19 protein-coding genes are annotated in these 19,779 nt (G+C 71.5%); 14 read left to right on the top strand and 5 right to left on the bottom strand.

Translation table 11 applies throughout. The features are described from left to right. Nucleotides 1–41 precede the first annotated feature (41 nt). Together BMZ47_RS16810 and BMZ47_RS16805 are read left to right on the top strand one after the other, a co-directional pair. Entirely contained in the window at nt 42–1,664 is a 1,623-nt protein-coding gene (locus BMZ47_RS16810) for an ABC-F family ATP-binding cassette domain-containing protein (protein WP_007563425.1), read from the top strand. Between the two features lie 85 nt (nt 1,665–1,749). Beyond that, nucleotides 1,750–2,229: a hypothetical protein gene (locus BMZ47_RS16805; RefSeq protein ID WP_091863605.1), complete on the top strand. Its 480-nt coding sequence runs from the start codon at nt 1,750–1,752 to the stop codon at nt 2,227–2,229. A 278-nt stretch (nt 2,230–2,507) separates the two neighbouring features. On the opposite strand, the gene mnmE is transcribed toward BMZ47_RS16805, so the two are convergent. Further along, nucleotides 2,508–3,833: a tRNA uridine-5-carboxymethylaminomethyl(34) synthesis GTPase MnmE gene (gene mnmE, locus BMZ47_RS16800; RefSeq protein WP_091863505.1), complete on the bottom strand. Its 1,326-nt coding sequence runs from the start codon at nt 3,831–3,833 to the stop codon at nt 2,508–2,510. A 170-nt stretch (nt 3,834–4,003) separates the two neighbouring features. On the opposite strand from mnmE, the gene bla reads away from it, so the two are divergent. The 6 genes from bla (at nt 4,004) to BMZ47_RS16770 (ending at nt 9,328) form a co-directional block, all read left to right on the top strand. Next, nucleotides 4,004–4,891, top strand: a complete 888-nt coding sequence (gene bla / locus BMZ47_RS16795) for a class A beta-lactamase (RefSeq protein WP_091863504.1) — start codon at nt 4,004–4,006, stop codon at nt 4,889–4,891. Between the two features lie 12 nt (nt 4,892–4,903). Continuing rightward, entirely contained in the window at nt 4,904–5,392 is a 489-nt protein-coding gene (locus BMZ47_RS16790) for an aminoacyl-tRNA deacylase (protein WP_091863503.1), read from the top strand. A 71-nt stretch (nt 5,393–5,463) separates the two neighbouring features. Then, complete coding sequence (locus BMZ47_RS16785; RefSeq protein WP_091863502.1) at nt 5,464–5,826, top strand: hypothetical protein; 363 nt, start codon at nt 5,464–5,466, stop codon at nt 5,824–5,826. 69 nt (nt 5,827–5,895) lie between these two features. After that, nucleotides 5,896–6,744, top strand: a complete 849-nt coding sequence (gene panC / locus BMZ47_RS16780) for a pantoate--beta-alanine ligase (RefSeq protein WP_091863501.1) — start codon at nt 5,896–5,898, stop codon at nt 6,742–6,744. Between the two features lie 291 nt (nt 6,745–7,035). Next, entirely contained in the window at nt 7,036–7,950 is a 915-nt protein-coding gene (locus BMZ47_RS16775) for an alpha/beta hydrolase (RefSeq protein WP_091863500.1), read from the top strand. A 100-nt stretch (nt 7,951–8,050) separates the two neighbouring features. Continuing rightward, a complete protein-coding gene (locus tag BMZ47_RS16770) occupies nt 8,051–9,328 on the top strand; it encodes an OprO/OprP family phosphate-selective porin (RefSeq protein ID WP_244536846.1) in 1,278 nt (425 codons plus the stop codon). A 10-nt stretch (nt 9,329–9,338) separates the two neighbouring features. Here the strand turns inward: BMZ47_RS16770 and BMZ47_RS16765 are convergent, their stop codons facing one another. Then, the gene (locus BMZ47_RS16765) at nt 9,339–10,790 is read right to left on the bottom strand and encodes an EAL domain-containing protein (protein ID WP_091863498.1); all 1,452 of its coding nucleotides are present in this window, start codon (nt 10,788–10,790) and stop codon (nt 9,339–9,341) included. 300 nt (nt 10,791–11,090) lie between these two features. Here BMZ47_RS16765 and BMZ47_RS16760 point away from each other — a divergent pair, with 300 nt between their 5' ends. The 6 genes from BMZ47_RS16760 (at nt 11,091) to BMZ47_RS16735 (ending at nt 16,799) form a co-directional block, all read left to right on the top strand. Further along, nucleotides 11,091–11,963, top strand: a complete 873-nt coding sequence (locus BMZ47_RS16760) for a MipA/OmpV family protein (RefSeq protein WP_091863497.1) — start codon at nt 11,091–11,093, stop codon at nt 11,961–11,963. A gap of 59 nt (nt 11,964–12,022) precedes the next feature. Beyond that, nucleotides 12,023–12,244: a heavy-metal-associated domain-containing protein gene (locus BMZ47_RS16755; RefSeq protein WP_007563439.1), complete on the top strand. Its 222-nt coding sequence runs from the start codon at nt 12,023–12,025 to the stop codon at nt 12,242–12,244. A 168-nt stretch (nt 12,245–12,412) separates the two neighbouring features. Next, a complete protein-coding gene (mnmG, locus tag BMZ47_RS16750; RefSeq protein ID WP_091863496.1) occupies nt 12,413–14,302 on the top strand; it encodes a tRNA uridine-5-carboxymethylaminomethyl(34) synthesis enzyme MnmG in 1,890 nt (629 codons plus the stop codon). Further along, entirely contained in the window at nt 14,299–14,934 is a 636-nt protein-coding gene (rsmG, locus tag BMZ47_RS16745; RefSeq protein ID WP_091863495.1) for a 16S rRNA (guanine(527)-N(7))-methyltransferase RsmG, read from the top strand. The genes mnmG and rsmG overlap by 4 nt, the downstream gene beginning before the upstream one ends. Then, nucleotides 14,931–15,824, top strand: a complete 894-nt coding sequence (locus tag BMZ47_RS16740; protein WP_007563442.1) for a ParA family protein — start codon at nt 14,931–14,933, stop codon at nt 15,822–15,824. The genes rsmG and BMZ47_RS16740 overlap by 4 nt, the downstream gene beginning before the upstream one ends. A gap of 60 nt (nt 15,825–15,884) precedes the next feature. Continuing rightward, nucleotides 15,885–16,799 carry a ParB/RepB/Spo0J family partition protein gene (locus BMZ47_RS16735; RefSeq protein WP_091863494.1) on the top strand — a complete coding sequence of 305 codons (915 nt, stop codon included), beginning with the start codon at nt 15,885–15,887 and terminating at the stop codon, nt 16,797–16,799. Between the two features lie 211 nt (nt 16,800–17,010). On the opposite strand, the gene holA is transcribed toward BMZ47_RS16735, so the two are convergent. The 3 genes from holA to BMZ47_RS16720 all read right to left on the bottom strand — a co-directional run bounded on the left by holA (nt 17,011) and on the right by BMZ47_RS16720 (nt 19,680). Continuing rightward, a complete protein-coding gene (gene holA / locus BMZ47_RS16730; protein ID WP_007563444.1) occupies nt 17,011–18,054 on the bottom strand; it encodes a DNA polymerase III subunit delta in 1,044 nt (347 codons plus the stop codon). Between the two features lie 7 nt (nt 18,055–18,061). Beyond that, nucleotides 18,062–18,607, bottom strand: a complete 546-nt coding sequence (lptE, locus tag BMZ47_RS16725; RefSeq protein WP_039902944.1) for an LPS assembly lipoprotein LptE — start codon at nt 18,605–18,607, stop codon at nt 18,062–18,064. 119 nt (nt 18,608–18,726) lie between these two features. Next, nucleotides 18,727–19,680 carry an AEC family transporter gene (locus BMZ47_RS16720; protein ID WP_091863493.1) on the bottom strand — a complete coding sequence of 318 codons (954 nt, stop codon included), beginning with the start codon at nt 19,678–19,680 and terminating at the stop codon, nt 18,727–18,729. Nucleotides 19,681–19,779 lie beyond the last annotated feature (99 nt).

Genomic DNA, 19,779 nt, shown 5'->3' with positions numbered 1-19,779 from the left:
CGGCCCGGAGCGATCTCCCCCGGACACAGTCACCAGCCTTCATGATACGCCTGGACAAAATCACCAAGCAGAACGGGCGGCAGCTCGTCTTCATCGAGGCCTCGGCCGCCCTCCAGCGGGGCGAGAAGGTCGGGCTCGTGGGGCCCAACGGGGCCGGCAAGACCACCCTGTTCCGGATGATCATCGGCCAGGAGCAGCCCGACGAGGGCCAGGTCTCCGCCGACCGGGGCATCACCATCGGGTATTTCAGCCAGGATGTCGGCGAGATGTCCGGCCGCAGCGTGGTCACCGAGGTGATGGACGGCGCCGGCCCGGTGAGCGCGGTGGCGGCGGAGCTCGCCGAGCTCGGCGCGGCGCTGGCGGACCCCGACCGCGCCGACGAGATGGATGCCCTGGTCGAGCGCTACGGCGAGGTCCAGGCCCGGTTCGAGGAGCTCGACGGCTATGCCCTGGAAGGCCGGGCCCGCGAGGTGCTGGACGGTCTCAGCTTCAGCCAGGAGATGATGGAGGGCGATGTCGGCGCCCTCTCGGGGGGCTGGAAGATGCGCGTGGCGCTCGCCCGCATCCTCCTGATGCGCCCGGACGTGATGCTGCTGGACGAGCCCTCGAACCATCTCGACATCGAGAGCCTGATCTGGCTCGAATCGTTCCTGAAGGCCTATGACGGCGCGCTGCTGATGACCTCGCACGACCGCGAGTTCATGAACCGCATCGTCACCAAGGTGATCGAGATCGACGGCGGCGCGCTCACCACCTTCTCGGGCGATTACGCCTTCTACGAGGGCCAGCGGAAGCTGAACGAGGCGCAGCAGCAGGCGCAGTTCGAGCGCCAGCAGGCGATGCTCGCCAAGGAGATCGCCTTCATCGAGCGGTTCAAGGCCCGGGCCTCCCACGCCGCCCAGGTGCAGAGCCGGGTGAAGAAGCTCGACAAGATCGAGCGCGTCGAGCCGCCCCGGCGGCGGCAATCCGTGGCCTTCGAGTTCCAGCCGGCGCCCCGCTCGGGCGACGACGTCGTGATGCTCAAGGGCGTGCACAAGCGCTACGGCAGCCGCACGATCTACGAGGGGCTCGACTTCTCGGTGCGCCGCAAGGAGCGCTGGTGCGTGATGGGCATCAACGGCGCCGGCAAGTCGACGCTCCTGAAGCTCGTCACCGGCACCACCGAGCCGGATGACGGCTCGGTCACGGTCGGCGGCAGCGTCAAGCTCGGCTACTTCGCCCAGCACGCCATGGACCTGCTCGACGGTGACCGCACCGTGTTCCAGACCCTGGAGGAGGCGTTCCCGCAGGCGGGCCAGGGTTCGCTCCGGGCACTGGCCGGCTGCTTCGGCTTCTCGGGCGACGACGTCGAGAAGCGTTGCCGGGTGCTCTCGGGCGGCGAGAAGGCCCGGCTGGTCATGGCCCTGATGCTGTACGACCCGCCGAACTTCTTGGTGCTCGACGAGCCGACCAACCACCTCGACATGGGCACCAAGGAGATGCTGATCGCGGCGCTTGGCGCCTACGAGGGCACGATGCTGTTCGTCTCGCACGACCGGCACTTCCTGGCGGCCCTGTCCAACCGGGTGCTGGAGGTGACCCCGGAGGGCATCCACCAGTATGGCGGCGGCTACACCGAATACGTCGCCCGCACCGGCCAGGAGGCGCCGGGGCTGCGCAGCTGAGGGCCCCCGGGCGCGACCTTAAAGCCTCACGCCGGCGCGGGATCCGACGCTAAGCTGGCGTGGATTGGGCCGGGGCAAAGACGCCGTGCGACGCCTGCTGAAGTTCCTGCACACGATGGGCGCCGCCGGCGTGTTGGGCGCGATGGCCTCCCTGGTCGTGATGCTGGCCCTCGCCCCGGCGCCGGCCGCCCTTCCCGGCTACGCCGCGATCCGGGGCGCCATGGGGGCCGTCGCCACCTGGGTGTTCCTGCCGTCGCTCGCCGTCACCCTGCTGTCGGGGCTGCTGGCGATGGCGCTCAACCGCGGCTATCTTAACGCCGGCTGGGCATGGGTGAAGCTCGCCACCGGCGTCCTGATGTTCGAGGGCGGCCTGGTCTACGTGCAGGGCCCGATGAGGCGCGAGGCCGAGCAGAGCGCCCGGGCATTGGCCGGTCTCCTCGATCCCACAGCCTTGGCGGCCTCGCTCGAGGGTGAGCGCGGGACGCTCTGGGTGTTGCTCGCAGTGGCTACCGCGAACGTCGTGCTTGGGATCTGGCGCCCGCGGATCCTGCGGATCCCGCAATAGAGCCGGGTCGGAGAGGACCGGCGACGCCTGATCCTTCAGCTTGAGGTCCGAAACCGGCAGGGCCCCAGATCTCCCCCTGTCCTGAGGCGTCGGGCGCTCGAAGACCGTTCGGGCTCAGAGAAGGTTTTCGGGGATCGCGCGGTGGGCCGGAGGCCTCCCGCGAGGCCACTGACGCGGCAGCTCAGGGTCAGGGAGTTGGGTGGGAGAGACCGTTCTTTTCCTCGCAGGAGCATGCGGGGACGAACAGACTTCCGTAAAAAATATGCCGGCTATGGAAATTACTTACCGATGCAAAATCCCGAGAACAGCCGGTCCAGGACGTCCTCCACGCCGACATGACCGGCCACCTCGCCGAGGGATCGGACGGCGAGCCGCAGGTCCTCGGCGGCGAGTTCGGGCAGGGCCCCCTCCCCTGCGAGCAACCGGTCGAGATGCGTGACGCAGGCTTCGAGCGCCGCCCGGTGGCGGGCTCGGGTGACCAGCGCATCCCCAGTTCCGAGCCCAGCCTGAGCCTCGGCCTGGATCGCGTCGAGCAAGGCCTCCAAGCCGGCGCCGGTCCGTGCCGAGACGGCGATCGCCCCCGCGGGCGACAGATCTAATGAGCCGGCAAATAGATCGGCCTTGGTGTGCACGGTCAGCGTTCGAATTGCGTACGCGCCGAGGTCCGGCGTGGTCCCGCCCGGTGGGACGAGGGCCAGGATCAGATCGGCGGCGCCGATCCGGGCGCGGCTGCGGCGGATGCCTTCCGCCTCCACCGGCTCGGCCGTGTCGCGCAGGCCCGCAGTATCGACGAGGAATACCGGGAGGCCGCCGAGATCCAGGCGCACCTCGATGGCGTCCCGGGTGGTCCCGGGCATATCGGACACGATCGCCGCGTCCCGCCGGCTGAGGGCATTGAGCAGGGTCGACTTTCCGGCATTCGGCTCGCCGGCCAGGACGACGAAAAAACCTTCGCGGAGGCGCTCGCCCCGACGGCCATCCTGTAGGGCTTTTGCGATGTCCTGGCGCAGGGCGTCGGCACGGCCGAACAGGGCGGCGTCGAGGCCGACATCGTCGACATCGCCCTCATCGGCGAAATCGAGGGCGGCCTCGGCGGCGGCGAGGCAGTCGATCGCTTCCTCCCGCCACGCCGCGACCTGGCGGCTGAGCGCGCCGTCGAGCTGGCGCAGGGCCTGGCGGCGCTGTCCCTCGGTCTCCGCGTCGATCAGGTCGGCGACCGCCTCGGCCTCGGCCAGGTCCATCCGGCCGTTGAGCACCGCCCGGCGGGTGAAGGCGCCCGGCCCGGCGGCCCGGCATCCGGGCATCCGGGCCAGAGCGGTGAGGACCCCCATGCGGACTGCCGTGCCGCCATGCAGGTGCAGCTCGGCCATGTCCTCGCCGCTATAGGTGTCGGGTCCCGGGAACCACGCGACCAGCGCCCGGTCGAGCTCGGTGCCGTTCGCGGGATCGCGCAAGGTCCGCAACGACAGGCGCCGGGGCGGCGGAAGCGTGCCGCTCAGGGCGACCAGCACGTGCCCCGCCGCCGGGCCGCTCACACGGATCACCGAGACGGCGGCGCGGCCGAAGCCGCTGGCTGGGGCGAAGAGGGTTTCCGTCTCGATCATGGCGTTGGCAGATGTCGGCATCCGCGTGGATCCGGAGGGCGCGTTTCACGTGAAACACGGCGTCCCGCCCCTATAACGATTTCGGCGCGGCCACTCCATCCGCGGCCACGGAATGGCCAAGCTCGGCCATCACCTGAGCTGCCGATGCCCTCGGAAGATCGAATCACGCCATGACGTCCTGGACCCGCCGCGCCGCCTGCCTCGGCGCCCTCACGGCGCCGCTGATCCCGCGACACGGATATGCGCAGGCCGAGGCGGTCGAATCTGCACTCGCGGCGATCGAGAAGCGGCTCGGCGGACGCCTCGGTGTCTCGGCCGGAACGCCGGAGCGCGTCTTCCTGCGCCATCGCGCGGATGAGCTGTTCCCGATGTGCAGCACCTTCAAGGTCCTGGCCGCGGCTTGCGTGCTGGTACGGGTCGATGCGGGCACTGAATCCCTCGACAGGCTCGTCACCTACGGGAACGACGTTCTTCTGAGCTACGCGCCGGTGATCCGGAAGGGCCTGGAGGCCGGCGGCGGCACCGGGCACATGACCGTCGCGGATCTCTGCGCCGCCGCGCTCGAATGGAGCGACAACAGCGCCGCCAATTTGCTGCTGGCGGCGCTGGGCGGTCCGGAGGCGCTGACCCTCTGGTTGCGCGGCATCGGCGATACGGTGACCCGCCTCGACCGCAATGAGCCCACCCTGAACACCGCCCTGCAAGGCGACCCGCGCGACACCACCAGCCCGGAGGCGATGCGCGCCACGCTCGCGCGCCTGCTCCTCGGACCGAGCCTGTCGGCGGCCTCGCGCGCGCGGCTGGAAGCCTGGATGGTCGCGTCCCAGACCGGGTTCAAGCGCCTGCGGGCCGGGCTGCCGCCGGATTGGACCGCTGGCGACAAGACCGGCACCGGCGATCACGGCACGGTCAACGACGTCGCGATCCTGCGACCGCCGGGGCGTGCGCCGATCCTCGCCTGCGTGTACGTCACCGGGGCCCAGGCCCCAACGGAGGTCGTCGAGGTGGCCCATGCGGAGATCGGCCGCCTCGTCGCCGCCCGGGCCGGCGCCGCGTGAGCCGAGACCGAGATGGCGAAGACGCCCGCTAAGACGACCCGAGCGACCCAGGCCCTGGACAGGCTTGGTCTTCGCTACAGCCTGCACGCCTACGATTACGATCCCGAGGCGCCGCGCATCGGCCTTCAGGCCGCGGAGGCGCTGGGTGTCGAGCCCGGCAGGGTCCTGAAGACCCTGATGGCGGCGGTGGACGGAAAGACGGTCTGCCTGCTGGTGGCCTCCGATAAGGAGGTGTCGATGAAGCGGGTGGCGGCGGCCTTTTCCGGCAAGACCGCCGCGATGCTCAAACCCGCGGATGCCGAACGCCTCACCGGCTACCATGTCGGCGGCATCAGTCCGCTCGGACAGAAGCGCGTCTTTCCGACCGCGATCGATGCCGGCGCGCTGTCGAACCCGGTCGCCGAGATCCACATCAATGGTGGCGGGCGCGGCCTGCAGATCCGCCTGGCAGAGGGGGATCTGGTGACCGCGCTGTCGGCTCTGGTGGTGGCGCTGGTCTAGGAACGCCACCCGTGTAAGTCCCTGTTTACCCTGCTCCCGCACCCTGGGCCGGTATCGGGGACGGGTTCGGCATGCAGGCGACGGTGCGGCACGGGATCGGGACGGCGCTCGGCCTCGCTCTGCTGGTCGCCGGGCCTGGCGCCCGCGCGGCGGATCTCGATGGGCCCGGGGGCTACGAAGCCATCACCCGCAGCGGCCCACGCTTCTTCCCGCGCAACGACGGGATCGAGCGCCGGCCCGTCTACGCCATCCGCAGCCGGGCCGTCCCGGTGGGCTGCACGCCCCGTCGCGTGCCGGTGCCGACCAACGCGCCGGACGATCCGAGTTACGTCGGCTCGGAATACGGCCTGTCGCATCCGAGCTATTACGGCTTCACGCCTCCGCTCGGCGTGGACGACCCGTTCGGCCGGTCGCTCCTGCCCTACTGCCCCTGAACCGGCCCAGGCGGCTTTCGCGCCCGCGGATCATGCTCTAGATCGGCGCCCCGCCGCGGAGCCCGACCCGTGTCCGAATCGATCCCCCAGCGTTTCAGCGATCTCGCCTCCCTGCGCCGGAGCGTGGCCGATTGGCGGCGTGCCGGCGAGCGGGTCGTCCTGGTGCCGACCATGGGAGCGCTGCACGAGGGCCATCTCGCCCTTGTGGCCGAGGGCCGGCGGATCGGCCGGCGGGTCGTCGCGAGCATCTTCGTCAACCCGACCCAGTTCGGCCCGAACGAGGATTTCTCGCGCTACCCGCGCGATCTCGCGGCCGACCTGGCACTGCTCGGCCGGGCCGGCGCCGACGCCGCCTGGACGCCCGCCGTGGAGACCATGTACCCGCCGGGCTTCAGCACCCGGATCGATGTCGCGGGCCTGACCGAGGGGCTGTGCGGCCCGCTCCGGCCCGGGCATTTCTCCGGGGTCGCCACGGTGGTGACCAAGCTGCTGAACCAGGTCGGGCCCGACACCGCCCTGTTCGGCGAGAAGGACTTCCAGCAGCTTCGGGTGATCCAGCAGGCGGTGGCCGATCTGGACCTCCCGGTGGAGATCCAGGGTGTGCCGACGGTGCGTGAAGCGGACGGCCTCGCCCTGTCGTCGCGCAACCGCTACCTCTCGCCCGAGGAGCGGACGGTGGCGCCGAGACTCCACGCGGTGCTGGCCGAGATCGCCGCCACGGCCCGAGACGGCACCCCGGTCGCGGCGCCGATCGCCCAGGGTCGCGCCGCCTTGGAGGCCGCGGGCTTCCAGGTGCAGTATCTCGCGGTCTGCGACGCCCGGACCCTGGCACCGGTCGAGCGGGTGGACCGACCCGCCCGGGTTCTCGTCGCCGCGTTCCTCGGCCGGACCCGGCTGATCGATAACGTGGCGGTCTGAAGGGCCGCTCGACCGGTCTGTTCGACCCCCCATCCTGAGGCTCCCCGCGCTCGCACCTCAGGATCGGGGGGAATCGGGATCGCATCGATCTGACCCCTCGCCGGACCGGCTGCATCGGCAGAGAACCCCCGGTTTCAAAAGGTCATGGACCTCGTGCGGGTGCCGGGCGGAGCTCTGCAATCCTTCGCCCCGCCGAACCCCGTTGCGTCAGCATCCGGATCGCGCTCATCTGGGCCGATCACGCGGCCCCGGCCATCGTGACGCCAATGCCCGCCGCGCCGAGACCCGCCGATGCCGACCCCCTCGCCCGACGTGAGCGACATCGACCGGATCCGCGCTCGCCTGGCCGCCAGCCCGCGCCCGGCCGATCTCGCGGCCCGTCGCGCCCGCGTGGATGCGCTCGGGGCGAACGACCCGCTGCCCGACGATGTCCATGTCCAGCCCACGAAGATACGCGACCTGCCCGCGGAATGGACTGCCACGCCGGGGGCGGATCGGGACCGGGTGATCCTGTTCCTGCACGGGGGCGGCTACGTCTCCGGGTCGCTGGAGAGCCATCGCCACGTCGTGGCCCAGGCCGGCCGGGAGGCCGGAACGCGCACCCTCGCCCTCGCCTATCGACTTGCGCCCGAGCACCCGTTCCCGGCGGCGATCGGTGATGCCCTGGCCGGCTACCGGTTCCTGCTCGAATCGGGGTTCACGCCCGAGCGCATCGCGCTGGCCGGCGAGAGCGCGGGCGGCGGCCTCGCCTTGGCGGCCATCCTGTCCCTGCGGGAGCGGGGCCTGCCGCTGCCCGGCTGCCTGTGGCTCAGCTCGCCCTGGACCGATCTGGCGCTCACCGGCGGCAGCCTGGACGCCAAGGCGTCGGTCGATCCGCTGATCAGCCGGGCCTACCTGGCCGAGCTGGCGAGCGCCTATCTCAACGGCACCGACCCGCGCGACCCGCTGGTCTCGCCGATCTACGCGGACCTCGCCGGCCTGCCCCCGACGCTGATCCAGGTCGGCTCCGCGGAGACCCTGCTCGACGACGCCTTGCGGCTCGCCGGCGTCGCGGCGGCGGCGGACGTGGCCGTCACGCTCCAGGTCTGGCCGCACATGATCCACGCCTGGCACCTGTTCTACCCGGAGGTGGCGGCCGGTCGGCGGTCCCTGGCGAGCGCGGGGCGCTACATCCGGGCGCAGCTCGACGGGGCGGCCGAGGACTGAGGCGCCGTGTCCGCCCGGCCACGGGCCCGCTGATTCGCGCATTCCCTGCCCGATGTGATTGGCGCGCGCCCGTCAACCTGCTCTGTGCCCGGTGATGGGAATGCGCCGCGCCCCTGCCCTCCTGCTCCTTTCGCTGGCGGCTGCCTCGCCGGCCGACGCGGCCGATGACGCGATCGAGGGCATGGCCGGCCCGTATGGCGAGCGCCTGCGCTACGACCCGAAGGGCCTGACGCTCAGCTTCCCCGAGCCGGAGGTGAAGCTCCAGATCGGCGGCCGCCTGCACATCGATGCCGGCGCGGCGCGCTTCAGCCGGCCCGGCCTGGGCGCGACCTTCCCCGACACCGTGGCGGTGCGGCGCTCCTGGATCGAGCCGACGCTCACCATCGGGAAGGATTGGGTCGTCGCCTTCCAGTACGATTTCAGCGACCCGATCCTGCCGATCAACGACGCGTTCGTCGCCTGGAAGGGGCTGCCGGACACGATCCTGACTCTCGGCAACATGAAGGTGCCGTTCAGCCTGGAATGGCTGCAGAGCAACAACGACACGCTGTTCGCCGAGCGCTCCCTGGCCAACGCCTTCGTGCCGGACCGGCGCTTCGGCTTCGCGATCGGGCATCACGGGCAGGCCTGGACGGCCGTCGCGAGCGTGTTCGGCGACGCGGCCAGCAACGGCATCACCGGGGACGGGGTGGCGGCTGCGGGCCGTGCCACGGTGGCGCCGATCCTGGAGGAACGCGAGACCCTGCATCTCGGGGTGGCCGGCATCGTCCAGAGCCGCGCCCGAGGCGATGGCGCGTTCAGCTTCTCCACCCCGGCGGAGGCGTTCCTGTTCGCCCGGCCCTTCGTCGATACCGGTGACCTGCCGGACGCGGCGCGCGTGTCGCGGATCGGCGCCGAGTTCGCCTATCGCAACGGCCCGATCCTGGTGCAGGCGGAGTATATCCACGCCGCCATCGATCGGTTCGCCGGGCCGGGCGGCGCCCTTCCGAGCCTCGGGTTCGAGGGCGGCTATGTCGAGGCCGGCTGGGTGCTGAACGGCGCGGGCCGGGCCTACGCGCTGGTCCCGAAGGGCGGCACGACCTACGCGACGTTCAAGGGCATCCAGCCGCGCGACGACCAGCGGATCTCCCGGGGCGGGATCGGCGTCTTCGAGCTGTCCGCCCGTTACAGCGCCATCGAGCTGAACGCCCGGGGCTTTCGCGGCGGCGCCGAGCGGGACGTGACCCTGGGCCTGAGCTGGTACCCAGAGCCGAACCTGCGCCTGATCGCGAACGTCATCCACGGCCGCGTGCAGCCGGGCGCGGCCCAGTCCGACGCGCTGGGGACCGCACCCTTCTCGGTCGACACGATCCTGGGGCGTCTGCAGATCTACTGGTGACGGGCGGCGCTCAGACCGCCCGGCGCAGGACCGAGCGGAACGGCCGCCGCTCCGGCTCCGGCTCCACCGGCGGGGGCGGCGGGGCCTCGGGCGGTGCGGCCAGGACCTCGGCGCGCACGGGCCGCGGCGCCGCGAAGGCCGCCCCCTGACCGTACGGAATGTCGAGGTCGATCAGGTCCGGCACGTCCGCCTCGTCGGTGACGCCGGTCGCGACCAGGCGGATGCCGGCCCGGGCCAAAGCCGGGGCGAGATCCTCGATCGCGATGTCCGACAGGAGCCGCCGGTCCGCCCCGGGACGCAGCAGCATGTCGGCGGGCACCTTGACCTGGCCGACCCCGAGCCCGGCGAGCTGGGCCACGTCGAAGCGTAAATCCTCCGCCCGGTCGAGGCTGAACCCGATCCGGCCGCGCAGGGACAGGAGCAGGCCGCGCTGCCCGCCATCCAGGCCGTTCCAGCTGGCCTGCGGCAGGGCGATCACCAGCCCCGCCAGGGCGGGATCGTCCGCGACCGTGCGCGCCAGTTCCCGCAGCAGGCCGGGCTCGAACAGCGAGAGCGGGGACAGGCCGTAGGTCAGCAGGGTCTCGCTGCCCCGGCGGGCGAGGTGACGCACCACGATGGAGGCCCGCTGCAGCATGCGCCGGTCGAGCTCGGTGGTGCGGCCGTAGCGCTCCAGCACCGGCAGGAACGCCTCCGGCTCGACGAGGCGGCCGTCGACCCGTAGGCGAGCCAGGGCCTCGTAGGCCGTCACCTTGCGCTGGGGCAGGGTCACCACCGGCTGCAGGTGGATCTCCAGCGCGTCCGCCTCGAAGGCCCGGACGATCTCCGCCTCGCTCTCGACCCAGGGGGCGGGCGTGCGGGCGACGGGACGGGGCGGGATCGGCCGCGGTGCCGGTGCCGGCTCGGGGGGCAGTTCCCGCGTGAGCGGCTGGGCGGCCGGGACCCGCTCGCTCGGGGCTGCCGGCGGGATTGGATGCGGACGGCTCGTGAGCGCCGGGCCCTCGGGTTCCGGGGCGGTCTGGGCCCGCACCGGCTCCGGCACAGCAGCGGGCGGCAGCTCCGGGCGCGGCTCGGGCCGGGCCTTGAGGCTGGCGATCTCGGAATCCTGGGTGCTGACCACCGTGGTCAGGTCACGGACGATGCCGCTGAGCAGCCCGAGCTCGACGGTCAGCTCCTCGACCTCGGCCCGGAGCGCGGCGTCCCCGGCCTCCGGCCGCGGCGGCACGGCGGCGGTCTCGGCCTTCAGCAGGCGCCGGGACAGCAGATCGACCTCGCCGGACAGCTTCTCGCAGCGTGCCTTCAGGGAGGCGGTACGCGCCTGGGCGATGCCGGCCGCGACGGCGGCGAGCCCACCGAGCGCCAGGGCACTCATGAGCGGCGCGAACACCGCCAGCGGCCCGAGCACGACGAGCGCCAGGAGCCCGGCCGCCAACAGCCCCGCGTACCGGCCGAGGACCGGGACCATCGTCAGAACACCTACCAGGGTCACGCACCGGCCGCCGGGGGAAGTCCCGGGATGATTCGGCGGGCGAAGACCGATTCGTCGATCTTTGTCGCCGCGCGGCCCCCACGGCAAGGCGAGGGACGGCGAATTCCGCATTGTGTGGTGCCGGCGCAAGCGGGAACGTTGCGGAATCGCCACGTCCCGGCGGTTTGCGAATGCTCGGAAGAGGGTTGCACTGCGCACTCATGTGAACGGAAAGAAAAGGCGCCATAAAGCGTGGCTATGACCACAGTGTCTCCAAGCGTTCCGAAGTGCGTTCCGATGCTCCGTTCTTTCCGTCGCGTCGGCTCGTCCGTCGGCGCCCTCGTTCTCGCCTTCGGTGCTGCGCCGACCGTCGCGGCTGATCTCGGGTCGGCATCCTCCCGCTCGGGACCGGTCTTCACCCGGGTCGATCCGAATGCCGTCGATCCCAGCACCTGGATCGTCACGGTCAGCGCCTCGCTCCAGGCGATCCCACGCTATCCAGGGGCCTCGGATTACACCGCGGTCGGCTATCCCGGGATCGACATCCGCAAGGCCGGCGAGCCGCGCCGCTTCTCGACGCCGGATGACGGCTTCAGCGTCTCGGTCTACGACAACCCCATGTTCAGCATCGGGCCGACCGCCCGCATCGTGCCCGGCCGCTATTACGGCGACGACCGGCGCCACCTGCTCGGCTTCCGGGACGCACGCATCGCCCTCGAGCCCGGCGTGTTCGCGGAGTTCTACCCCTCCCCCTCCATCCGCACGCGCGTGGAGATCCGCCAGGGCGTGTACGGGCATCACGGGACGGTCGGCTCGGTGGCGGCCGACTACCTGATGCCCACGGGCCCGTTCCTGTTCTCGATCGGCCCGCGCCTCAACATCGGCGATGCCAGCTACGCCCGGAAGTATTTCGGCGTGTCGCCGGCCGAGGCCGCGCTCAATGGCCGGGTCGTCCCGTACAATCCCGGCGGTTTCTACTCGGCGGGCGTGCTCGGCGCCGTGACCTACACGCAGAGCGAGACCTGGGCCTACACGGCCTATGCCGGCTACACCCGCATCCTGGGCGCCTCGGGCGACAGCCCGCTGGTGCGGCGCCCGTTCGGCAATCCCGACCAGTACCAGTTCGGCCTGAAGATCGACTACGCGTTCCACATGCCGGCGCAGTTCTGACGCTTGCGCCGGCCGCGCTCCGCCCCGACATGCCGGTGATACGGTTCATGGAGGCCCGGATGAACGAGATGCGCGCCGACCTGCTGATGCAGGTGGAGGGGATGACCTGCGACGGCTGTGCCGCCGCGGTGACCCGTACGGTCAACCGGATCGACCCGGCGGCCGAGATCCAGGTCGATCGCGAAGCCGGGCGTGTCGCGATCCGCACCGATGCCCAGGCCCTGGTCATCGCGGATGCGCTGACGAAGGCCGGCTACACCGCCACGGCGATGACCGGCTGAGCGGCGTTCTCTCTCATCGGCCAGTCCCCCTCCCCGGCCTCGTCGTAAGGGGCCGCAGCGGAAGGGCATCGGTCGGCGGCCGGGCGAAGGCCGCCCCACTGACCGCGCGCATCCCCAGCGCTTGCCGGACGCGTTGACCGCTCCCGCTGCGCCCGCGTAATCACTCGCATGCTCACCACCTCATCCGACCGGTTCGACGTCGTGGTCGTCGGCGGCGGCCATGCCGGCGTCGAGGCGGCCGCAGCCGCGGCGCGGTGCGGCGCCCGCACGGCGCTGGTCACCCACGACCCCGCCACGATCGGCGCCATGTCGTGCAATCCCGCCATCGGGGGGCTCGGCAAGGGCCATCTCGTGCGCGAGGTCGATGCCCTGGACGGGCTGATGGGCCGGGTCGCCGACGCGGCCGGCATCCAGTTTCGCCTGCTCAACCGCCGGAAGGGACCGGCCGTGCGCGGCCCCCGCACCCAGGCCGACCGCAAGCTCTACGCCGCCGCCATGCAGGCGGCCGTGGCTGAGACCGCGGGCCTCACCGTGGTGGCGGGCGCCTGCGAGGACCTCACCCGCGACCCGGAGGGCCGTCTCTCCGGCGTCGTGCTGGCGGATGGGCGGGTGATCACCTGCGCCGCCGTGGTGCTGACCACCGGCACCTTCCTGCGCGGGTTGATCCATATCGGCGAGCGCCAGATCCCCGCCGGCCGCGTCGGCGAGGCGCCGGCGATCGGGCTGGCCCAGACCCTCGACCGCCTCGGCCTGCGGCTCGGCCGCCTGAAGACCGGCACCCCGCCCCGCCTCGACGGCCGGACCATCGACTGGTCGGGCCTGGAGATGCAGGAGGCCGATGCCGAGCCGGTGCCGTTCTCGACGCTGACGGAGAAAATCACCACGCCGCAGATCCGCTGCGGCATCACCCGGACCACCCAGGCGGTCCACGACCTGATCCGCGCCAACCTGCACCGCTCGCCGATGTATTCCGGCGGCATCGCCAGCCGGGGGCCGCGCTACTGCCCGTCGATCGAGGACAAGGTCGTGCGCTTCGGCGACCGGGAGGGGCACCAGATCTTCCTCGAGCCGGAGGGGCTGGACGACCCGACCATCTACCCGAACGGCATCTCCACGGCCCTGCCCGAGGAGGTCCAGCGCGAGATCATCCGGCTGATCCCGGGGCTGGAGCGCGCCGCGATCCTGCGGCCGGGCTACGCCATCGAGTACGATTACGTGGACCCGCGCGAGCTCGATACCGGGCTTCAGGTGAAGCGCCTGCCCGGCCTGTTCCTGGCCGGCCAGATCAACGGCACCACCGGCTACGAGGAGGCGGCCGGCCAGGGTCTCGTGGCCGGGCTCAACGCCGCCCGGCGCGCCGGCGGTCTCGACCTCGCGGCTTTCGACCGGGCCGAATCCTATCTCGGCGTGATGATCGACGACCTCGTGACCCACGGGGTCAGCGAGCCCTACCGGATGTTCACCTCGCGCTCCGAGTACCGCCTGTCCCTGCGGGTCGACAATGCCGACGAGCGGCTGACGCCGCGGGGCCTGGCGCTGGGCTGCGTCGGCGGGCGTCGCGCCGACCATTTCGCGGCCGCGCAGCAGGAATTGCAGGCGGCGCGGGCCCGACTCGATGCCGTGAGCCTGACCCCGAGCCAGGCCGCCGTGCACGGGATCATGCTGAACCGCGACGGCATCCGCCGCAGCGCGTTCCAGCTGCTCGCCTATCCCGAGATCACCTGGGCGCAGCTCGCCGCGATCTGGCCGAAGCTGGCCGAGACCGCGCCCCGGATCGCGGACCGCCTCAAGACCGACGCGACCTACGCGGTCTATCTCGACCGGCAGAACGCCGACATCGCCGCCTTCCGGCGCGACGAGGCGGTGCGGCTGCCCGCGAGCCTGGATTATGCCGGGATCAGCGGGCTCTCGAACGAGATGCGGGTGAAGCTCGAGACCGTCCGGCCGGGCACCCTCGGCCAGGCCGCCCGGATCGAGGGCGTGACGCCGGCCGCCCTCACCCTGTTGGCCGCCCATGCGCGACGGGCCGCGCCCGATGCCGGCCGGCGCGTGCCATGAGCGATCCCGACCGCGCCCGAATCCTCGCCGCCTCCGGTGTTTCACGTGAAACAGCCGAGCTGCTGGACCTTTACGTCGCGCAGCTCCGGCGCTGGCAGCCGATCAAGAACCTCGTCGGCCCCGCCACGCTGGCGGAGGTCTGGAGCCGCCATATCGACGACGCGCTCCAGCTGCTCGACCTCGCTCCCGAAGCCCGGACCTGGCTGGATCTCGGCTCCGGCGCCGGCATCCCGGGCCTGATCCTCGCCATCGCGGGCCGCGAGCGCGGCATCCAGGTCGATCTGGTCGAGAGCAACGCGCGCAAATGCGCCTTCCTCACCGAGACCGCCCGCCTCACCGGCGCGCCGGCGCGGGTACGCAACGCCCGGATCGAGGCGTTGATCGGCGCGTATCAGGGCGTCGATATCGTCTGCGCGCGCGCGCTCGCACCCATGACGCAGCTCCTCGCCTGGACGGAGCCGCTGTTGAAAACGGGCACCACCGGCCTGTTTCCGAAGGGCCGGGACGTGCAAGCTGAATTGACCCAGGCGGCCGCGCAGTGGAGAGTCGTTAACGACCTCGTGCCGAGCCGGACTGATTCCGAAGCCCGGATCGTGCGCGTCACTGCCCTCGCCGCCCCGAGCCATCGATGACCGAAGCGATCCTCGGCGATTCCGCCGACCGGTCCGTGGATCCGTCCAGCGATCCCGTCTTAACCCCTGCCGAAAGACCGTCCGTGAGACATCCCCTGCGGATCCTGGCGCTGGCCAACCAGAAGGGCGGCGTCGGCAAGACCACCACGGCGATCAACCTCGGCACGGCCCTGGCGGCGATCGGCGAGGACGTGCTGGTGCTCGACCTCGACCCGCAGGGCAACGCCTCCACGGGGCTGGGGATCGACCGGGCGCGCCGCCAGGTCTCGACCTACGACGTCATGACCGGCGAGGCGTCGCTCGCCGAGGCGGTGATCCCCACGGCGGTGCCGCGCCTGTCGATCGCGCCCTCCACCATGGATCTCCTCGGCCTGGAGATGGAGCTGGCCACCCTGCCCGACCGCGCCCACCGGCTGCGCGGCGTGCTGAAGGACATCGCCCAGGCCAAGGGTCTGGAGCGGATCAGCTACGTGCTGATCGATTGCCCGCCCTCGCTCAACCTGCTGACCATCAACGCGCTGGCCGCCGCCGACGCGGTGCTGGTGCCGCTGCAATGCGAGTTCTTCGCCCTTGAGGGCCTGAGCCAGCTGCTGCGCACCGTCGAGCAGGTCCGCGGCGCCCTCAACCCGAAGCTGACCATCCAGGGCATCGTGCTGACGATGTTCGACCCGCGCAACAACCTCTCCGCCCAGGTGGTGGCGGATGTCCGCGGTTTCATGGGCGACAAGGTCTACGAGACCGTGATCCCCCGGAACGTCCGCATCTCCGAGGCGCCGTCCCACGGCAAGCCGGCTTTGCTCTACGATTTGAAATGCGCCGGCAGCCAGGCGTATCTGCGCCTCGCCTCCGAGGTGATCCAGCGTGAAGGCCGCGTGCCGGCGGCGGCGTGATTGTGTGATCCTTTTCCTATTCGGACGGATCGAGTGCGGAGCGTGACACGGGTGACAAGGATGGCGGAGGAGGGGGCACGACCCCGTCTCGGGCGCGGGCTCGCGGCGCTGATCGGCGATTTCGGCGATGCCGGACAGGCGGCCAAGACCGACGGCAAGATCGAGCCGCAGCGGAAGGTCCCGGTGGAGTTCCTGCGCCCGAACCCGCGCAACCCGCGGCGGAGCTTCGGCGAGGCGGAACTCGCGGAACTGGCGACCTCGATCACCCAGCGCGGCATCATTCAGCCGATCGTGGTGCGGCCGCTGGCCGACGTGCCGGGCGCCTTCGAGATCGTGGCCGGCGAGCGCCGCTGGCGGGCGTCCCAGAAGGCCGGGCTCGACGAGGTGCCGGTGGTGATCGTCGAGATCGACGACCGCGCCTCCCTGGAATTCGCCATCCTGGAGAACGTCCAGCGCTCCGACCTCAACCCGATCGAGGAAGCCTCGGGCTACGAGCGCCTGATGCAGGACTTCGCCTACACCCAGAAGGAACTGGCCGAGATCCTCGGCAAGAGCCGCAGCCACCTCGCCAACACGTTGCGGCTGCTCAACCTGCCGCCCGCCGTGCAGGACCGGGTCACCGCCGGGGAGCTCACGGCCGGCCATGCCCGCGCGCTCCTGGCGGTGCGCGATCCCGAGACCCTGGCCCGCCGGGTCGTGGCCGAGGGCCTGTCGGTGCGCGAGGTCGAGGCGGTGGCGGCCGCCGAGGCGGCCGAGGCCGCGGCCCCCGATACCCCCCGCCCCGGCCGCCCGCGCCTCTCCGCCGAGCGCCCTGCCCCGGTGCGCGACCTGGAATTGCGGATCCGCCGGGCCCTGGGGGTCGAGGTGACCTACAAGCCCAAGGACGAGGCCTCGGGCGAGATCCGGATCCGCTACGAGACCCGGGACGAGCTCGAGGCGCTGCTCAACCGGTTCAAGGTTTCGGAAGAGAGCTGAGAAAAGCTTCTTTCCGGCGTCCATCCCACCCCTTCCCTCATCCTGAGGTGACGGAGCGAAGCGAAGGCTTCGAAGGAGAGCTCCAGGGATCGCGGAGGCGTCTGGAGGGCTCCTTCGAGGCGCCCGCTGCGCGGGCCGACCTCAGGATGAGGGCGCGGATGGGATGGATGCAGACCGTCTTGCCTTGTCGAAGGCGAAGCTGCTGGATGGCCTAACGCCGCCGCCGGGCGCCCGCCTCCGCCACCCGCAGCAGCGCCGCGGAGGCCAGGGCGTGCGCCAGCTCCGGCTCGGCCCGCCGGCAGGCCAGGATCGCGTCCTGAAGGGCCTTGACCGCCTGCCGGAGGGTACCGGCCGGCCAGGTGGCGAGCTGCCCCTCGATGCTGGCCTTGCGCTTGAAATGCAGCCCCCGCCACGAGGCCGCCATCAGGGCCGGGGTCTTGTCGGGATTGTCGAGGCGGGTCGCCAGCAGGGTTAGGGCGTGCCGCAGGGCCGAGCCGAGCACCACGCCGGGATCCAGGCCCTCGTGCCGGAAGCGCCGATAGTCGCGCTCCACCGCCTCGCGACGGCCGTCGAAGGCGGCGTCGATCAGGGTGTTGAGCACGCTGGCTGCCACGTCGCTGGTGATGGCCTCGACATGGTCGAGGGTGACGACCGTGTCCCCGTGCCCCTCCCCGGCCGCGTAGAGGGCAAGCTTCTCGATCTCCATCAGGCTGGCCCGGCGGTCGCCGCCGAGGCTGCGGGCCAGGACTTCCCGGGCGGCGCGGTCGATGCGCAGGCCGCGCTCCTGCAGGGTGCGCTCGATCAGGTCGGAGAGCGTGCGCTCGTCGTCGGCGTAGCAGGGAATCGCCAGCGCCTTGGGCGAGCGCTCGCAGAGGACGCGCAACGGGTTGTTCTTCGCGAGGTCGCCGCCCTCGACGACGATGCGGGCATCGGCCACCGCGGCACCCAGCACCGCCTCGACGGCCGGCGCGTAGTTGCGGCTGCCCGGCCGCACCCAGATCGACCGGCGGCCGCCGAACAGCCCCATCGTCCCGGCCTCGTCGCAGAGCCGGCCGGGATCGGAGGCGAGGGTGTCGCCGTCGATCCGCACCAGCGCGAAAGGATCGCCCGGGTCGGTGACGAAATCCTCGGCGAGTTTTCGCGCACGCTCGGTGACCAGGCCGGTATCGGGCCCGTAGACCAAGATCACCGGGATGCGCGGATCGGGCCCGCGCCGGATCAGGCCCTCGATCTCGCCCGCCTTGACCGCGGTCAAAGCCGGCTCACGGCTTGGTCGAGAGCACGGCGGCCAGGCGCGTCTTGATCTGGTCCGCCAGCACGCTGGCCAGGCGGATCTCGGCGTCGCGCGCCGCCCGCTGGCTGGCGAAGCGCTGGACCGACCGGTCGTAGGTCGCGGTCGAGGTCGCCACGCCCTCTGTGTAGACCTTGGCGCCGGCCATATCCTCCAGGCTGTACTTGATGTTGGCCACCAGCGTGCCGGCCTCGGCGCGGCCGGTGGTGGAGGAGACGATCGGGGTCTGCACGATCTCGGAGCCCGAGAGCTTCAGCCGGTAGCGCTTGCTCGCGGGCTGGCCCGATCCGTCGAGCTCGAAGATCAGCTCGCTGCGCAGGTAATGCCCGAGCCGCTCCTGGCCCTGAGCCATCGCCACGTCGTCGACCTGCACGGCGGCGAGCAGCGCCTGCACGGTCTCGCCGGAGGCGGTCGGTCCATAGAGGGGGCGGAAGCAGGCCGACAGGCTCAGCGCCAGGCCGGCGACGCAGGCGAGGCGGCCGATCCGGCCCGCAACCGATACTCCCGAACGCACCATCACGTCGCCGTCCGCCCCGCTCTGTTCGATCGTGTTTAGCGCGGACCCGGAGGGCCGCGCCATGACGCTACGCGGCAACCGTTACGATTTGTCTGCGGCAAGAGCGTGGTCGTGTCGTTTCAAACTGTCGCCAGATAGCCCGAGACCGTGAGGATCGACAGGATCGTCGAGACCAGCACCACCGTGGAGGTGAGGTCGGCCTCCCGGCGGTAGAACTCCGCCAGCATGAACGGGCCGGTCCCGGTGGGCAGGGCGGCCATCAGCACCGCGACATGCAGCAGCAGCGGCGGCAGGTCGAACAGGTAACGGCCGAGCGCGTAGGCGAGCGCGGGCTGCCCGACGAGCTTGAGGCCGACCAGCAGGGCGGCCGCCCGGGGCTGCGCGGCTCCGGGCCGGCGCTTCTGGGCCAGGAACAGGCCGAGCGCCACCAGGGCGCAGGGCGAGGCGGCCCCGCCGAGGAGCTTCAGGAAGGACTCGACCGACGCCGGCAGGGTGAGGCCGGCAATCGGTATCAGGGCGCCGAGCGCCGGTGAGACCAGGAGGGGGTTGCGGATCAGCGACCGGCCGGCCGCGAGCCAGACCGGAACGCCCGGCCGGTCCCGGCCGGCACCCCGCGCCTCGCGCCGGAGCCCGATCTCGATCAGCACGATCGCGACGGCGAACACCCCGCAGACCGTCAGGATCGCCGCCACGGTGGTCGGGGCCAGCGCCTCCGGGCCGAAGGCGAGCAGTGCCACGGGGAAGCCCATGAAGCCGGTATTAGGATAGCCGGCATTGAGCCCGTCCACGGCGGCATCGCTGAGCGGATGCCCTCCGGCCCGCCGCAGCAGCACGGTGACGGCGAAGACCGCCAGGCTGCTCAACCCGAAGGCGCCGATGAAGCCGGGCTTCCAGATCTCGCTCCAATGGACCTGCGCGGTGACGTCGAACAGCAGCGCCGGCAGGGCCAGGAACACCACGAAGCGGTTGAGTTCGGTGGTCGCGGCAGCGCCGAGCACGCCGAGCCGCCGGGCCAGCCAGCCCGAAAAGATCAGCGCGAAGATCGGCAGCACGACCAGGAGGGTCGAGAGCATGGGCGGCCCAAGTCGGAGGATTATGCTCCGGCCTTAGGACGGATGTGCCGCCGACCTCCAATGCCGGGAGCGGGGATCTGCCATGCTCCCCTGCCCCAG

Source organism: Methylobacterium brachiatum (assembly GCF_900113845.1).
GTDB lineage: Bacteria > Pseudomonadota > Alphaproteobacteria > Rhizobiales > Beijerinckiaceae > Methylobacterium > Methylobacterium brachiatum.
The sequence above is the reverse complement of the archived record's forward strand: the minus strand, read 5'-3'. Positions and strand labels throughout refer to the sequence as shown.